Genomic DNA, 15,177 nt, shown 5'->3' on the forward strand with positions numbered 1-15,177 from the left:
GGGTAACCCACGCAATGACCTCGAGGCCAGCTTGTGGTGTCTTAAATCACCCGAGAGAAGCGCTGGCGATTCTGTTGTTCCAGGTAGGCATCGAAGACCATGCACGCCGAACGGACCAGCAGCCGTCCAGCCGGCAAGACCACGATTTTTTCGCTGTCGAGTTCGATCAGGCCATCCTCGGCCATGGCGTGCAACTGCGGCCAGAGCTCGTTGAAGTAGCCGCGAAAATCGATATTGAAGGCCTGCTCGATCTGGGCGAATGCCAGGCTGAACGTGCAGATCAACTGCTGAATCACTGCCCGCCGCAAACGGTCGTCCTGATTGCACAGCAAACCACGGCTGGTGCCCAGTTGTGCGCTGGCCAGAGCGTTTTGGTACTGATTCAAATCGCTGCTGTTCTGACAATACAGATCACCGATCTGGCTGATGGCCGACACGCCAAGACCGATCAGGTCGCAATGACCGTGGGTGGTGTAACCCTGGAAGTTGCGTTGCAGTGTCGACTCTTCCTGGGCGATGGCCAGCTCGTCATCCGGCAAGGCAAAATGGTCCATGCCGATGTAGCGATAACCGGCGGCGGTCAGTTGCTCGATGGTGCGTTGGAGCATGTTCAGCTTTTCGGCGGGTGCCGGCAGGTCGCTGCTATTGATTCGCCGTTGCGGCATGAAGCGCTCGGGCAGGTGCGCGTAGTTGAACACCGAGAGCCGATCCGGTTGCAGGTTGATGACTTCGTCCACGGTGCGGGCGAAGCTCTCGGCGGTTTGCTTGGGCAGGCCGTAGATCAAATCGATGTTGATCGAGCGGAACTGCAAGGTGCGCGCCGCCTCGATCACCGCTCGGGTCTCCTCCAGGCTTTGCAGGCGATTGACCGCGCGTTGCACCGCAGGGTCGAGGTCTTGCACGCCAATGCTGACCCGGTTGAAGCCCAACTCGCGCAGCAGACCCATGGTCGACCAGTCGGCTTCCCGCGGGTCGATCTCGATGCCGTAATCGCCGGAGTCATCGTCCAGCAGGTTGAAATGCTTGCGCAGTTGCGCCATCAACTGGCGCAGTTCGTCGTGACTGAGATAGGTCGGGGTGCCGCCGCCGAAGTGCAATTGTTCGACTTTCTGGTTCGGGTCCAGATGACAGGCGATCAGCTGGATCTCCTGTTCCAGCCGTTGCAAGTAGGGCTGGGCGCGGCCGCGGTCCTTGGTGATGACTTTGTTGCAGGCGCAGTAGTAGCAGATGTTCGCGCAGAACGGCACGTGCACATACAGCGACAATGGCCGCTGGGCCTTGCGGCTATCGCGCAGGGCGTGCAGCAGGTCGAAGGTGCCGACCTGGCTGTTGAATTGCACCGCGGTCGGGTACGAGGTGTAGCGAGGTCCCGCCAGGTCATAACGGCGGATCAGATCTGTGTCCCAACGAATGGCGTCGAGCATGCGGGCATTCCCCCGGAAAGGCTGGCAGTGTTGGCGAGTCTAGGGGGGGCGGCGTTGAGGCATCTTGATTTGCATCAAGGGGGCATTCGGTCGGGATCTGCGTTGTCGGTGATGGCCCCTTCGCGAGCAAGCCCGCTCCCACAGGGATTTTGTGAACACTGGAAATCCAATGTGGGAGCGGGCTTGCTCGCGAAGGGCGCGCCGCCGATCTAATGCCCCATCAACCAATGCTGATGCGGTCCGGGCAAGGTCCAGAGACCAAACAGGATCACCAACAAACCACCGGTCATGCGCACGCTGCGTTTACGCAGGAGTGCGGTGACTCGCTCGGCGGCAAGCCCGGTGGCCAACAAAACCGGCCAGGTGCCAAGGCCGAAGGCGAGCATCAACAATGCGCTATCGATGGCGTTGCCCTGACTGGCGGACCACAGCAGCGTGCTGTAGACCAAACCGCACGGCAACCAGCCCCAAAGCGCGCCGAGCAGCAACGCGCGTGGCAGGCTCGACACCGGCAGCAAACGGTTGGCAACTGGCTGTATGTAGCGCCACAGGCCGCGTCCCAGGCTTTCGATGCGGGTCAGGCCGCTCCACCAGCCGGCCAGGTACAGGCCCATGGCGATCAGCAGCAAGCCGGCGAGGATCCGCATGAACATCGCCGCCGGGCTGTTGGCCACGGCCCATCCCGCCAGGCCGATCAGCAGGCCCGCAGTGGCGTAGCTGAGAATCCGCCCGAGGTTGTACGCCAACAGCAGACGAAAACGCCGGCTGCGTTGTTCCTTGGGAATCGCCAGGGTCAGCGCGCCCATCAGCCCGCCGCACATGCCCAGGCAATGCCCACCGCCCAGCAGGCCGAGGATCACCGCAGAAACCAGCAGAGGCGCCAACTCAAGCATGAGGCGGGGCCTTGTCGGTCGGCTTGGCCGGATCAGTCGGTGGTTGACCGCTGGCTTCGTCGACTGCCGCCTGATGGTTCGGGTCCTGGTCGTCGAACAGGATGCTGTGGGCCGGACCGTCGAGGTCGTCGTACTGACCGCTGTCGACCGCCCAGAAGAAAATGTAAATGGCGATGGCGACGATCAGCAGCGCCGCCGGGATCATCACGTAAAGAGCTGGCATCTGGACTCCATGCTCGTGCGGCTCAGGCCGGCAGCGGGCGGGTTTCTGGCGTGGTGCGCAATGGCGGCATGCTCGGCATGCGAGTCAGGCGGAGCGCATTCAGTACCACAGTCAACGAGCTGATGGACATGCCGACCGCGGCCCACACCGGAGTGATCCAGCCGAGGGCGGCGAACGGCAACATGAGGCCATTGTACAGCCCGGCCCACAGCAGGTTCTCGATGATTACCCGGCGGGTGCGTCGGGCCAGGCTGAAGGCTTGCACCAGCGCGTCGAGACGATTGGACAACAGCACCGCGTCGGCGCTGGTTTTCGCCAGATCGGTGGCCGAACCCATGGCCACGCTGATGTCGGCGGCGGCCAGCACTGGCACGTCATTGACCCCGTCGCCGAGCATCAACACCTTGCGACCTTCCTGGTGCAGTTGCTTGAGCACCTGCAACTTGTCATCCGGGCGTAAACCGCCTCGGGCTTCGTCGATACCCAATTGCGCGGCGACACTCGCGACCATCGGCGAGCTGTCGCCGGACAGCAGCAATGTGCGCCAACCGCGAGCTTTACACGCCGCGAGCAGCGCAGGAGCGTCGTTGCGCAGACGATCATCAAGGACGAACCAGGCCAGCGCGCCGTGGCTGTCGCCGAGCAACAGCCATTGGCCGGCTTCATCCGGGATTGCCGGCACAGCACAGCCGCTGAGTTCGCAGACAAACGTCGGTTGACCGATGCGCAAGCGCTGTTCGCCGACCAGTCCTTCGAGTCCCAGTCCTGGCGTGCTCAGGACTTCTTCGGCGGCCAGCGGCGCCCGGCCAAAGGCGCGGGCGATCGGGTGCTCGGAACGGTTTTCCAGAGCGGCAGCGAGGCCCAGGCACTGGTCGCTGTCGAGTGCGCCCAGTGGTCGAATCGAACGCAAGGCCAGGCGACCTTCGGTGAGGGTGCCGGTCTTGTCGAAAATCACCGTGTCGATCTGATTCAAGCCTTCCAGTACGTGGCCACGGGTCAGCAGCAGGCCGAGTTTGTGCAAGGTGCCGGTGGCGGCGGTGAGCGCGGTCGGCGTGGCCAGCGACAAGGCGCACGGGCAGGTCGCGACCAGCATCGCCAGCACGATCCAGAATGCGCGGGACGCATCCAGTTCCCACCAGAGCAAACCAATGGCCGCGGCGGCAATCAGTGACAGCAGCAGGAACCACTGTGCGGCGCGGTCGGCAATTTCTGCCAGGCGTGGTTTTTCGGCCTGAGCGCGATCCAGCAGGCGGACGATGGCGGAGAGGCGAGTGTCCTGACCCAGCGCCAGCACTTCGACGGTCAGCGCACCCTCGACGTTCAAGGTGCCGGCGGTGACTGCATCGCCCAGCGTTCGAGGTTGCGGCAGGTACTCGCCGGTCAGCAGCGACTCATCGATGCTCGACTGGCCGTCGAGGATTTTACCGTCGGCCGGGAGGATTGCACCGGGATGCACCAATACCTGGTCACCGAGACGCAACTCGCTGAGCAGGATGCGCTCGCTCTGGCCATCCGCGCTCAGGCGCAGGCATGACGCAGGCAGCAGGTTGACCAGTTGTGCGGTGGCGGCGGCGGTGCGTTCGCGGGCGCGGCGTTCCAGGTAGCGACCAGCCAGTAGAAACAGTGCAAACATCCCGACCGCGTCGAAATACAGCTCGCCGACTCCAGTGATCGAGGTCCAGATCCCGGCGAGGTAGGCGCCGCCGATGGCCAGCGAAACGGAAACGTCCATGGTCAGGTGGCGGGTGCGCAGGTCGCGCATCGCGCCTTTGAAGAACGGCGCGCAGCTGTAGAACACAATCGGCGTGGTCAGGAACAGTGCAACCCAGCGCAGGATGGTGTGCAGTTCGGGACTGAGGTCGATGTTGAATTCCGGCCAGGTGGCCATGGTCGCCATCATTGCCTGAAACCACAGTAAACCGGCGACGCCCAGTTGGCGCAAAGCCAGGCGGTTTTCGTTGGCCAGTTGTTCGCTGGCGCGGTCGGCTTGATAGGGGTGGGCGGCGTAACCGATGTGGCGCAATTCGCTGAGCACCTGGCTCAACGGCAACTGGCTGTCGGCCCAGCGCACGTGCAGGCGATGGTTGGACAGGTTCAGTCGCGCCTCGGCCACGGCCGGCAGGCTGCGCAGGTGTTTCTCGATCAACCAGCCGCACGCCGCGCAGCTGATGCCTTCCATCAGCAGGGTGGTTTCAGCCAGATCGCCTTCGTGACGGACGAAGGGTTGTTGCACGTCGGCGCGGTCATACAGCGCCAGTTCGTCCACCAGTTGCACTGGCAAGGCTTCGGGGTTGGCTGAGGCCTCGCTGCGGTGGCTGTAATAATGTTCCAGCCCGCCTGCGACAATCGCTTCGGCCACGGCCTGGCAACCCGGACAGCAGAGCTCGCGGGTTTCGCCGAGGATGACGGCGGTAAACCGGCTGCCGGATGGGACGGGCAGGGCGCAGTGGTAGCAGGGGGTGGGCGTGGTCATGAGGTTTTCACTGGTACCGCTGAATCTCTGTCGTCAGGTAGGGCCTCATCGCGAGCAAGCTCGCTCCCACATTTGATCGGTGTCGTGCACAAAGTTTGTGTACGCCGAGATCCACTGTGGGAGCGAGCTTGCTCGCGATGCGCGAAGCGCAGGTGTTACTGCTTCAGGTCTTCCGCGCCTTGCAGAGGCTCATCACCCAGCAGCAAATCCTTGTCATGGCTGATCTGTTCTTCTTCGAACATGCGCCACACATGATCGTCCTGGCTGCCCAGCAGCTCGACGAAGCGCCGGCCGTCGATCTTGTCGGTCAGTTGGCCGATATAACGCCCCTGTTCGGTCTCGCTGCGGGTCAGGATGATCTTGCGATCCTTTTCCGGTTGGGTCGGCGAGATCAGGTTCAGTTCCAGGGTCGCAGGTGTGCTGTTACCCGTCAGGTGCAAGTCGACTTCACCGGTCACGTCATCCAGGCGCATGCGGGCATGCATCATCAGGCTCTGGGCCAGCAACTCGCGGTCCAGCGAGCGGTTGATGCCTTTACCGGCTTCGTAGTAATTGTCGTTGACCAGGTTGTCCGGGTTGTTCACCGCGATGGTCACCATGGACAGGGTCAGCGTCACCGAGCAGGCCAGGATACCGATGATGATCCATGGCCAGAGATGTTTGTACCAAGGGCTGGTGGCGGTTGCTGCGGGCATGATGACTTCTCTCAACGAATTTGTGGGCCGATGAACCGGCTCTTGGCTTCAACGTGGACGCTGCTGTCGTCGGCATCCTTGAGGGTGAATTTCACCTCGTTGGTGCTGGACGGCAGTTGTTCCGGCGCGCTCGACAACTCGACCGGCATGCTGAAAATTTCCCCGGCGGCGACCTTGATCTCGCGCTTGCCTTGCAGCTTGAGATCCGGCAGGCCGGAGGCTTCCAGCACGTAAGTGTGATCGCGCTGGTCCTTGTTCATGACTTTGAGGCTATAGACGTTCTCGATCCGGCCTTCGGCGTTCTCGCGATACAGCACACGGTCCTTGCTGACATCGAAACCGACCAGCGAACGCATGAAGAACGCGGTGATCAGCAAGCTGATCATAGCCAGCAACACCAGCGCGTAGCCGATCAGGCGCGGACGCAGTTTATGGGTTTTTTGCCCGGACAGGTTGTGCTCGGTGGTGTAGCTGATCAGCCCGCGCGGGTACTCCATCTTGTCCATGATGCTGTCGCAGGCGTCGATGCAGGCCGCGCAGCCAATGCATTCGATCTGCAAGCCATCACGGATGTCGATGCCGGTCGGGCACACCTGAACGCACATGGTGCAGTCGATGCAGTCACCCAGGCCCTGGGCCTTGTAGTCGATGCCTTTCTTGCGTGGGCCACGGGTTTCGCCACGACGTGGGTCGTAGGAAACGATCAGCGTGTCCTTGTCGAACATCACACTTTGGAAGCGCGCGTAAGGGCACATGTAGATGCACACTTGCTCGCGCAGCCAGCCGGCGTTGCCGTAGGTGGCGAGGGTGAAGAAGCCGACCCAGAAATACGACCAGCCATCGGCCTGGCCGATGAAGAAGTCGATGGTCAGTTCACGAATCGGCGAAAAGTAGCCGACGAAGGTCATGCCGGTGACGAAACCGATCAACAGCCACATCGTGTGTTTGCTGAGCTTGCGCAGGAACTTGTTGGCGCTCATTGGCGCCTTGTCGAGCTTGATGCGCTGGTTGCGGTCGCCTTCGGTGACCTTCTCGCACCACATGAAAATCCAGGTCCAGACGCTCTGCGGGCAGGTATAGCCGCACCAGACACGCCCGGCGTACACGGTAATGAAGAACAGGCCGAAGGCGCTGATGATCAACAAGCCGGACAGCAGAATGAAGTCCTGCGGCCAGAAGGTTGCACCGAAGATGAAGAATTTACGCTCCGGCAGGTTCCACCAGACGGCTTGATGGCCACCCCAGTTGAGCCAGACCGTGCCGAAATACAGCAGAAACAACGCGGCACCGCCGGTCATTCGCAGATTACGGAACAGGCCGGTGAAGGCGCGGGTGTAGATTTTTTCCCGAGAGGCGTAGAGGTCGACGCTGTTGTTCGCGTTCTTGGCAGGCGGGGTAACGTCGTGTACCGGAATCTGGTTGCTCATCTATTGCATCCCACGGCAGTGGAAAAATGCCCCGGTCAGTACGTGCCGACCGCGGTCAAAAAGAGGTGTTGCAGTGGCGCAATGATACGCCTGTAGCTCTAGTGCAAGGGTGCGACCTTTGGTCGCGTTGGGGGAAATCAATTGATGGTGTAATGACTTGAATCAATTGACTTGTGAATTATGGACCGTTTTACAGAGGGTGGGAGTTCACCCGATCAAAACAAAACGGCCCCGCCAGATCACTGGCGGGGCCGTTTGTTGTTGCTAACAGGCGTTTGCCTTACTGGGCGTCAGCCGCTTTCTCGCCGTGGGACAGGCTATAAACATAAGCGGCCAGCAGGTGAACCTTGTCGTTACCTTGCAGTTGCGCCTGCGCAGGCATCTGGCCCTGACGGCCGTAACGGATGGTCTGCTGCAGTTGAGCGAAGCTCGAGCCGTAGATGAACGCTGCCGGGTGAGTCAGGTTAGGTGCGCCCATGGCTGGGGTTCCTTTACCTTCCGGACCGTGGCAAGCCACGCAGTTGGCGGCGAAAATCTTCTGGCCGGCAACCGGGTCAGCCTTGCTGCCTTCCGGCAGCTTGCGGCCATCGAGGTTGGTCAGCACGAACGAGGCGACGTCGCTGACGCCTTGCTCGCCGATGACTTCACCCCAGGCCGGCATCACCGCGTGACGGCCGCCCATGATGGTGGTCTTGATGGTTTCCGGCTCGCCGCCCCAACGCCAGTCTTCGTCGGTCAGGTTAGGGAAACCGTAAGCGCCTTTGGCGTCGGAACCGTGGCAAACCGAGCAGTTGGAGGCGAACAGGCGGCCACCCATCTTCAGGGCTTGCGGGTCCTTGGCAACTTCTTCAATCGGCATGGCCGCGAATTTGGCAAAGATCGGACCGAACTTGGCGTCCGATTTGGCCATTTCCTTTTCCCACTCGTGAACACCGGTCCAGCCGGACTGGCCGTTGGCGAACGGGGTTTGCTTCTCGTTGTCGAGGTAGCCGTAACCTGGCAGCAGGCCTTTCCAGTTGCCCAGGCCCGGGTACAGCGCCAGGTAGCCCAGTGCGAAGATGATGGTGCCGACAAACAGCATGAACCACCATTTCGGCAGCGGGTTGTCGTACTCCTCGATCCCGTCGAAGGCGTGGCCAACCGTCTCATCCGTCTGCTCGGCGCGCTGGCCCTTGCGGGTCGACAGCAGCAGCCAGGTCAGGGCGAAGATGGTACCCAGACTGAGGACTGTGACGTACAGACTCCAGAACGTAGTCATTCTTTGTTACTCCTAGAAGCTTGCTCGACGTGCTTGATGGCTTCGGGATCATCCGCGAAAGGCAGCAAGGTCGCGTCTTCAAACTCCGACTTGCGCTTGGGGCTGAATACCCACAACGCCAGACCGATAAAGGCAACCATCACGACAACGGTGCCCAGGCCACGAATCATCCCGATATCCATCCAGATCACCGTTTGCTTTTGATGATGGTGCCCAGGCCTTGCAGATAGGCCACCAGCGCGTCCATTTCGGTTTTGCCCTTCACGGCATCTTTTGCACCGGCGATGTCTTCGTCGGTGTAAGGAACGCCGAGCGTGCGCAAGACTTCCATTTTCTTCGCGGTGTCTTTGCCGTCGAGCTTGTTTTCCACGAGGAACGGGTAAGCCGGCATTTTCGACTCAGGCACCACGTTGCGCGGGTTGTACAAGTGCGCACGCTGCCAGTCATCGGAGTAACGACCGCCTACACGGGCCAAGTCCGGACCGGTACGCTTGGAACCCCACAGGAACGGGTGGTCCCAAACGCTTTCACCGGCTACCGAGTAGTGGCCATAACGTTCGGTTTCAGCACGGAACGGACGGATCATCTGCGAGTGGCAGCCGACACAACCGTTGGCGATGAAAATGTCACGGCCTTCAAGTTCCAGCGCCGGGCGTGGCTTCATGCCTTCAACCGGCTTGTTGGTCACGTCCTGAAAAAACAGGGGGACGATCTGGGTCAGGCCGCCGATGCTGACGGCGATGACCATGAAGAAGGCCAGCAGGCCAATATTCTTCTCGACTGCTTCATGCTTCATCAGTGAGCTCCAACTACAGCGATCTGAGCGGCGGCTTCGGCTTCAGCCGGGTTCGAGGCGCGTACGGTACGGAATACGTTGTAGGCCATGAACAGCATGCCGCTGGCAAAGAACGCACCACCCAGGGCGCGAACGATGAAACCAGGGTGGCTGGCTTGCAGCGCTTCGACGAAGGAGTAGGTGAGGGTGCCGTCATCGTTGATTGCACGCCACATCAGACCCTGGGTGATGCCGTTGACCCACATCGAAGCGATGTAGAGCACGGTACCGATGGTCGCGAGCCAGAAGTGCGTGTTGATCAGGCCGATGCTGTGCATCTGCGGACGACCGAAGATTTTCGGGATCATGTGGTACAGCGCACCGATCGAAATCATCGCCACCCAGCCCAAGGCACCGGCGTGTACGTGGCCGATGGTCCAGTCCGTGTAGTGCGACAACGAGTTGACGGTCTTGATGGCCATCATCGGGCCTTCGAAGGTCGACATGCCGTAGAACGCCAGGGACACGACCAGGAAACGCAGGATCGGGTCGGTCCGCAGCTTATGCCAGGCACCCGACAGGGTCATCATGCCGTTGATCATGCCGCCCCAGCTTGGCGCCAGCAGGATGATCGACATTGCCATGCCAAGCGACTGAGCCCAGTCCGGCAGTGCGGTGTAGTGCAGGTGGTGCGGGCCAGCCCAGATGTACAGGGTGATCAGTGCCCAGAAGTGCACGATCGACAGGCGATACGAGTAGATCGGACGCTCGGCCTGTTTCGGCACGAAGTAGTACATCATCCCCAGGAACCCGGTGGTCAGGAAGAAACCTACCGCGTTGTGGCCGTACCACCACTGGATCATGGCGTCAGTCGCACCGGCGTACGCCGAGTAGGACTTGAAGAAGCTGACCGGCAAGGAGGCGTGGTTGACGATGTGCAGCATCGCCGTCACGACGATGAAGGCACCGTAGAACCAGTTGCCGACATAGATGTGCTTGGTCTTGCGCTTGACGATGGTGCCGAAGAACACCAGACCGTAGGTGACCCAGACGATAGCCAGCAGGATAGCCAGAGGCCATTCCAGTTCCGCGTATTCCTTGGTGGTGGTGTAACCCAGCGGCAAGGTAACGATCGCGCCAACGATTACAGCCTGCCATCCCCAGAAGTGGAAGGCAGCGAGGCTGTCGGAAATCAGTCGCGTTTGGCAGGTTCGCTGCACGACGTAATAAGAAGTGGCAAACAGTGCACAACCACCGAAGGCGAAAATCACCAGGTTGGTGTGCAGCGGGCGTAGGCGTCCAAAAGTCGTCCACGGCAGGCCAAAGTTAAGTTCTGGCCATACGAGCTGTGAGGCGATGAAGACACCGAGCCCCATGCCAAGGATCCCCCAGACCACCGTCATGATGGCGAACTGGCGGACTACCTTATAGTTATAAGCAGTCGGACTGATTGCTGTGCTCATTCTAAGGTTCCACGGTTTGGGTGTTTTATTAGGAGTAAAAATCGGTCGCAAGTATGGAGAAAACAGGGGGTCATTGCAACGCGCCATGACCTGCGTCAATGCTTCCAAAAGCTGATTCTGCGGCCTTTCCATGCGCCGCGTAGGGACAAAATTGCCCATGGGCAAAATGTCCCGGCGGACGAAAAAGGCGAGGGGGTCTGGTCAGTTGTAACTGGGTGTGTTCAAACGAGGCGGGCAGGTGACAGACGGCAACTTGCGCGACAGCCGGTATCTACCAGCCTTTGCGGCCTGTCATCGAACAGATTCGTCGAACGCATCGTGTACGGTTGACCCTTGACCGGCTGTTGCCAGTCCGCTTCGAAGCAAGCGTAGACGCGAATCCACCGAACCGAAAGGCAGACCAATTGAGGGGTGCGACAATGCGTCGCAAAGGAGCAGGGAACTGCCGCATTCGGGTGAATGCAGCAGTTGGGCGGTGAAGATTTATTCGGTTTTGCTTTCAGCCTGCAAACGCTCGGCGTTCGGGTTGTGAGACAAACTGTACACATACGCGGCCAGCAGTTGCACCTTGTCGTTGCCGAGCAGTTCGCTCTGCGCCGGCATGTGACCCTGGCGACCATGGCGGATGGTCTGTTGCAGTTGCGTCAGGCTGGTGCCGTAGATGAAACCTGCCGGTTGCGTCAGGTTTGGCGCCCCCATCAACTCCGTGCCCTGGCCGTTTGCGCCGTGACAGGCTACGCAGGTAGTGCTGAATGTTTGCTGTCCGGCGTGCAGGTCAGCGCCGCTGTCAGCCGGCAGTGGCAGGCCGGCGAGTTCGTGACGCACATAGGCCGCGACGTTTTTCACCCCAGTCTCGCCCAATACTTCGCCCCAGGCCGGCATGGCCGCCATGCGTCCACCCATGATGGTGGTCTTGATGGTGTCGGGACTGCCACCCCAGCGCCAGATACTGTCGGCGAGGTTAGGGAAGCCGAAGGCGCCCTTGGCATCCGAGCCGTGGCAGACCGCGCAGTTGGAGGCAAACAGGCGACCGCCCATTTTCAGCGCTTGCGGGTCTTTGGCGACTTCTTCCACGGGCATGGCTGCGAATTTGGCGAAGATCGGTCCGAATTTGCTGTCGGCCTTGGCCATTTCCTTTTCCCATTCCTTGGTCTGGGTCCAGCCGTCTTCATAGCCTGGCAATACGCCTTTCCAGTTGCCCAGGCCCGGATAAAGGATCAGGTAACCGACGGCAAACACCAGGGTCCCGGCGAACAGCATGAACCACCACTGCGGCAGCGGATTGTCGTACTCCTCGATGCCGTCGAAGCTGTGGCCCATGGTCTGGTCGACGCTGCCCTTGGTTTCGCCCTTGCGGGTGCCGATCAGCAGCCAGGTCAGGCCGATCAGGCTGCCAATGGTCAGTACGCAGATCCACGTACTCCAGAAGGTGGTCATGGCCGGGTACTCCTTGTTGCGGATTCTTTGGTGTCGGTGTCGTCGGGTTGCGGTTCATCGGCAAAGGGCAGCAGGCGCGCTTCGGCGAATCCCGGGCTGCGTTTGCCGTTGAACACCCACAGCGCCAGTCCGACAAAGGCGACGAATACGACGACGGTGCCCAGGCCGCGGATCATTCCAGTACTTATTTCAAAGGGCATGGCTCACCTCTTGCTCTTGATCGCAGTGCCGAGCACTTGCAGGTAGGCGACGAGCGCGTCCATTTCGGTCTTGCCCTTGAGCGTTTCGACGCTGCCTGCAATGTCTTCGTCGGTGTACGGAACGCCGAGGGTGCGCATGACCCGCAACTTGGTTTCGGTGTGGCTGCTGTCGAGCGGGTTGGCCACCAGCCATGGGTAGGCGGGCATCTTCGACTCCGGCACGACGTTGCGCGGGTTGTACAAGTGCGCGCGGTGCCAGTCTTCCGAGTAGCGGCCGCCGACCCGGGCCAGGTCCGGACCGGTGCGCTTGGAGCCCCAAAGAAACGGGTGATCCCAAACGCTTTCACCGGCCACCGAATAGTGACCGTAGCGCTCGGTCTCGGCGCGGAACGGACGAATCATCTGCGAGTGACACTGCACACAGCCTTCGCGGATGTAGATGTCGCGACCTTCGAGTTGCAGCGCGGTGTAGGGCTTCATGCCTTCGACCGGTTTGTTGGTGACGTCCTGGAAGAACAGCGGGACGATCTGGGTCAGACCGCCGATGCTCACCGCGAAGACCATCAGCAGCAACAGCAGGCCGACGTTTTTCTCAATCGTTTCGTGTTTCATGGCGGACTCCTCAGGCCATCTGCGCCGCGGCGGCGACTTCGGCTGGCTGTGCGGCACGCACGGTGCGCCAGGTGTTGTAAGCCATCAGCAACATGCCGCTGAAGAAGATCGCGCCGCCCACCAGTCGCACGACGTAGCCTGGGTGGCTGGCCACCAGGGTTTCGACGAAGGAGTAGGTCAGCGTGCCGTCTTCGTTGACCGCACGCCACATCAGGCCCTGGGCGATGCCGTTGACCCACATCGAGGCGATGTAGAGCACGGTGCCGATGGTTGCGAGCCAGAAATGCGCGTTGATCAGGCCGAGGCTGTGCATTTGCGTGCGGCCGAAGATTTTCGGGATCATGTGGTACAGCGCGCCGATCGAGATCATCGCCACCCAGCCGAGTGCGCCGGCGTGTACGTGGCCGATGGTCCAGTCGGTGTAGTGGGAGAGGGCGTTGACCGTTTTGATGGCCATCATCGGCCCTTCGAAGGTCGACATGCCGTAGAACGCCAGGGACACCACGAGGAAGCGCAGGATCGGGTCGCTGCGCAACTTATGCCAGGCGCCCGAGAGGGTCATCATGCCGTTGATCATCCCGCCCCAACTTGGCGCCAGCAGCACCAGCGACATCACCATGCCCAGCGACTGTGCCCAATCCGGCAGTGCGGTGTAGTGCAAGTGGTGCGGACCAGCCCAGATGTACAGGGTGATCAACGCCCAGAAGTGCACGATGGACAGGCGATAGGAGTACACCGGACGCTCGGCCTGTTTCGGCACGAAGTAGTACATCATCCCGAGGAAGCCAGCAGTGAGGAAAAAGCCTACCGCGTTATGGCCGTACCACCACTGCACCATGGCATCTGTCGCACCACCGTATGCCGAGTAGGACTTGACGAAGCTCACCGGCAGGGACGCGTGGTTGACGATGTGCAGGATGGCTACGGTGATGATGAACGCACCGAAAAACCAGTTGCCGACGTAGATGTGCTTGGTTTTGCGCTTCATCACCGTGCCGAAGAACACGACGCCGTAGGCCACCCAGACAATGGCGATGAGAATGGCGATCGGCCATTCCAGCTCGGCGTATTCCTTGGAGGTGGTGTAGCCCAGCGGCAAACTGATTGCGGCCAGCACGATCACCAACTGCCAGCCCCAGAAGCAGAACTGCGCGAGTTTCGGCGCGAACAGCTGGGTCTGGCAGGTGCGCTGCACCGAGTAGAAAGAGCTGGCAAACAGTGCGCAACCGCCAAAGGCGAAAATCACCGCGTTGGTGTGCAGCGGGCGCAAACGGCCGAAGCTGGTCCAGGGCAAATTGAAGTTGAGTTCAGGCCAGACCAATTGAGCCGCGAGAAAAACCCCGAGCCCCATGCCGACGATGCCCCACACCACCGTCATAATGGCGAATTGGCGGACCACCTTGTAGTTATAGGCGGTACTTAAAGAAGTGTTCATGGTTCCCCATCCACGGTTCAGCCGAAGTGAAAGCGTCTGCGCAAGGCGATGACGCTTCCTTCGCCTGGAGTTATAGGCAGATTAAAAGCGAGGCAAGCATGGACAAACAGCACAAGGCCAGTATTGACGGGGATCAATGGGCGCAGTGCGTGCGGGATCACGGATGGTTGTGGGATGCCGCCTCAGTGCCGGCATCGGCGACGCTGATTCTCGCGCATGGCGCCGGCGCACCGATGGACAGTGACTGGATGAACGACATCGCCGCACGCCTTGCTGCGCAGGGCGTCAACGTCTTGCGTTTCGAGTTTCCCTACATGGCGCAACGGCGTCTGGATGGCGGCAAGCGCCCGCCGAATCCGGCGCCGAAATTGCTCGAATGCTGGCGTGAGGTCTATGCGCTGGTGCGACGCCATGTCGCTGGGCGTCTGGCCATTGGCGGCAAGTCCATGGGCGGACGCATGGCCAGTTTGCTGGCCGATGAGTTGGGGGCGGATGCGCTGGTGTGTCTGGGGTATCCGTTTTATGCGGTGGGTAAACCGGAGAAGCCTCGGGTCGAGCATTTGGCCGGACTCAAGACGCCGACGCTGATTGTGCAGGGGGAGAGGGATGCGCTGGGGAATCGTGCGGCGGTTGAAGGGTATGAGTTGTCGCCGAGTATCGAGGTGCTGTGGCTGACGGCGGGTGATCACGATTTGAAGCCATTGAAGGTCTCAGGGTTTACTCATGAGCAGCATTTGGCGGCTGCTGCGCAAAAGGTTGCTGCATTTCTTCTCTGATATTGATGGTGGTGGTTGCGGCCTCATCGCGAGCAAGCTCGCTCCCACAGGGCTTTGTGCATCACCACAATCCAATGTGGGAGCGA

The 15,177-nt window shown here is 60.7% G+C and carries 15 protein-coding genes; 1 reads left to right on the top strand and 14 read right to left on the bottom strand.

Annotated elements, in window-relative coordinates; all coding sequences use genetic code 11:
• Nucleotides 1–41: 41 nt before the first annotated feature.
• The 14 genes from hemN to ccoN (AC1RKH_RS09330) all read right to left on the bottom strand — a co-directional run bounded on the left by hemN (nt 42) and on the right by ccoN (AC1RKH_RS09330) (nt 14,315).
• The gene (gene hemN, locus AC1RKH_RS09265) at nt 42–1,424 is read right to left on the bottom strand and encodes an oxygen-independent coproporphyrinogen III oxidase (protein ID WP_493061512.1); all 1,383 of its coding nucleotides are present in this window, start codon (nt 1,422–1,424) and stop codon (nt 42–44) included.
• Nucleotides 1,425–1,633: 209 nt separating this feature from the next.
• Entirely contained in the window at nt 1,634–2,317 is a 684-nt protein-coding gene (locus AC1RKH_RS09270; RefSeq protein ID WP_019689546.1) for a sulfite exporter TauE/SafE family protein, read from the bottom strand.
• Nucleotides 2,310–2,540, bottom strand: a complete 231-nt coding sequence (gene ccoS, locus AC1RKH_RS09275; protein WP_493061513.1) for a cbb3-type cytochrome oxidase assembly protein CcoS — start codon at nt 2,538–2,540, stop codon at nt 2,310–2,312. The genes AC1RKH_RS09270 and ccoS overlap by 8 nt, the downstream gene beginning before the upstream one ends.
• A gap of 22 nt (nt 2,541–2,562) precedes the next feature.
• Complete coding sequence (locus tag AC1RKH_RS09280; protein ID WP_493061514.1) at nt 2,563–5,013, bottom strand: heavy metal translocating P-type ATPase; 2,451 nt, start codon at nt 5,011–5,013, stop codon at nt 2,563–2,565.
• Nucleotides 5,014–5,168: 155 nt separating this feature from the next.
• On the bottom strand, nt 5,169–5,708 hold the full coding sequence (locus tag AC1RKH_RS09285) for a FixH family protein (RefSeq protein WP_493061515.1): 540 nt from the start codon (nt 5,706–5,708) through the stop codon (nt 5,169–5,171).
• 11 nt (nt 5,709–5,719) lie between these two features.
• Nucleotides 5,720–7,135, bottom strand: coding sequence for a cytochrome c oxidase accessory protein CcoG (gene ccoG, locus AC1RKH_RS09290; protein WP_493061516.1), 1,416 nt, complete (start codon nt 7,133–7,135; stop codon nt 5,720–5,722).
• A gap of 280 nt (nt 7,136–7,415) precedes the next feature.
• The gene (gene ccoP, locus AC1RKH_RS09295) at nt 7,416–8,393 is read right to left on the bottom strand and encodes a cytochrome-c oxidase, cbb3-type subunit III (protein ID WP_123425667.1); all 978 of its coding nucleotides are present in this window, start codon (nt 8,391–8,393) and stop codon (nt 7,416–7,418) included.
• Nucleotides 8,390–8,575, bottom strand: coding sequence for a CcoQ/FixQ family Cbb3-type cytochrome c oxidase assembly chaperone (locus tag AC1RKH_RS09300; RefSeq protein WP_003175465.1), 186 nt, complete (start codon nt 8,573–8,575; stop codon nt 8,390–8,392). Before AC1RKH_RS09300 ends, ccoP (AC1RKH_RS09295) begins: the two co-directional genes overlap by 4 nt.
• Nucleotides 8,576–8,580: 5 nt before the next feature.
• Nucleotides 8,581–9,189, bottom strand: coding sequence for a cytochrome-c oxidase, cbb3-type subunit II (gene ccoO, locus AC1RKH_RS09305; RefSeq protein ID WP_054593209.1), 609 nt, complete (start codon nt 9,187–9,189; stop codon nt 8,581–8,583).
• Nucleotides 9,189–10,631 (bottom strand): cytochrome-c oxidase, cbb3-type subunit I, encoded by a 1,443-nt coding sequence (ccoN, locus tag AC1RKH_RS09310; protein WP_123425669.1) that lies wholly within the window; start codon nt 10,629–10,631, stop codon nt 9,189–9,191. The genes ccoO (AC1RKH_RS09305) and ccoN (AC1RKH_RS09310) overlap by 1 nt, the downstream gene beginning before the upstream one ends.
• 483 nt (nt 10,632–11,114) lie before the next feature.
• Nucleotides 11,115–12,068: a cytochrome-c oxidase, cbb3-type subunit III gene (gene ccoP, locus AC1RKH_RS09315; protein ID WP_493061517.1), complete on the bottom strand. Its 954-nt coding sequence runs from the start codon at nt 12,066–12,068 to the stop codon at nt 11,115–11,117.
• Nucleotides 12,065–12,268, bottom strand: a complete 204-nt coding sequence (locus AC1RKH_RS09320) for a cbb3-type cytochrome oxidase subunit 3 (protein ID WP_493061518.1) — start codon at nt 12,266–12,268, stop codon at nt 12,065–12,067. Before AC1RKH_RS09320 ends, ccoP (AC1RKH_RS09315) begins: the two co-directional genes overlap by 4 nt.
• Before the next feature lie 3 nt (nt 12,269–12,271).
• Complete coding sequence (gene ccoO, locus AC1RKH_RS09325) at nt 12,272–12,880, bottom strand: cytochrome-c oxidase, cbb3-type subunit II (protein WP_123425672.1); 609 nt, start codon at nt 12,878–12,880, stop codon at nt 12,272–12,274.
• Between the two features lie 10 nt (nt 12,881–12,890).
• Nucleotides 12,891–14,315, bottom strand: a complete 1,425-nt coding sequence (gene ccoN / locus AC1RKH_RS09330) for a cytochrome-c oxidase, cbb3-type subunit I (protein ID WP_123425673.1) — start codon at nt 14,313–14,315, stop codon at nt 12,891–12,893.
• 98 nt (nt 14,316–14,413) lie between these two features.
• On the opposite strand from ccoN (AC1RKH_RS09330), the gene AC1RKH_RS09335 reads away from it, so the two are divergent.
• Complete coding sequence (locus tag AC1RKH_RS09335) at nt 14,414–15,091, top strand: alpha/beta family hydrolase (RefSeq protein ID WP_493061519.1); 678 nt, start codon at nt 14,414–14,416, stop codon at nt 15,089–15,091.
• Nucleotides 15,092–15,177: the final 86 nt, after the last annotated feature.

This window comes from Pseudomonas sp. GW822-FHT06B12 (assembly GCF_058799675.1).

Excerpts from the sequence above, each read along its gene's own strand:
- hemN (WP_493061512.1), bottom strand. The coding sequence starts at position 1,424 with ATGCTCGACGCCATTCGTTGGGACACAGATCTGATCCGCCGTTATGAC.
- AC1RKH_RS09270 (WP_019689546.1), bottom strand. The coding sequence starts at position 2,317 with ATGCTTGAGTTGGCGCCTCTGCTGGTTTCTGCGGTGATCCTCGGCCTG.
- ccoS (WP_493061513.1), bottom strand. The coding sequence starts at position 2,540 with ATGCCAGCTCTTTACGTGATGATCCCGGCGGCGCTGCTGATCGTCGCC.
- AC1RKH_RS09280 (WP_493061514.1), bottom strand. The coding sequence starts at position 5,013 with ATGACCACGCCCACCCCCTGCTACCACTGCGCCCTGCCCGTCCCATCC.
- AC1RKH_RS09285 (WP_493061515.1), bottom strand. The coding sequence starts at position 5,708 with ATGCCCGCAGCAACCGCCACCAGCCCTTGGTACAAACATCTCTGGCCA.
- ccoG (WP_493061516.1), bottom strand. The coding sequence starts at position 7,135 with ATGAGCAACCAGATTCCGGTACACGACGTTACCCCGCCTGCCAAGAAC.
- ccoP (WP_123425667.1), bottom strand. The coding sequence starts at position 8,393 with ATGACTACGTTCTGGAGTCTGTACGTCACAGTCCTCAGTCTGGGTACC.
- AC1RKH_RS09300 (WP_003175465.1), bottom strand. The coding sequence starts at position 8,575 with ATGGATATCGGGATGATTCGTGGCCTGGGCACCGTTGTCGTGATGGTT.
- ccoO (WP_054593209.1), bottom strand. The coding sequence starts at position 9,189 with ATGAAGCATGAAGCAGTCGAGAAGAATATTGGCCTGCTGGCCTTCTTC.
- ccoN (WP_123425669.1), bottom strand. The coding sequence starts at position 10,631 with ATGAGCACAGCAATCAGTCCGACTGCTTATAACTATAAGGTAGTCCGC.
- ccoP (WP_493061517.1), bottom strand. The coding sequence starts at position 12,068 with ATGACCACCTTCTGGAGTACGTGGATCTGCGTACTGACCATTGGCAGC.
- AC1RKH_RS09320 (WP_493061518.1), bottom strand. The coding sequence starts at position 12,268 with ATGCCCTTTGAAATAAGTACTGGAATGATCCGCGGCCTGGGCACCGTC.
- ccoO (WP_123425672.1), bottom strand. The coding sequence starts at position 12,880 with ATGAAACACGAAACGATTGAGAAAAACGTCGGCCTGCTGTTGCTGCTG.
- ccoN (WP_123425673.1), bottom strand. The coding sequence starts at position 14,315 with ATGAACACTTCTTTAAGTACCGCCTATAACTACAAGGTGGTCCGCCAA.
- AC1RKH_RS09335 (WP_493061519.1), top strand. The coding sequence starts at position 14,414 with ATGGACAAACAGCACAAGGCCAGTATTGACGGGGATCAATGGGCGCAG.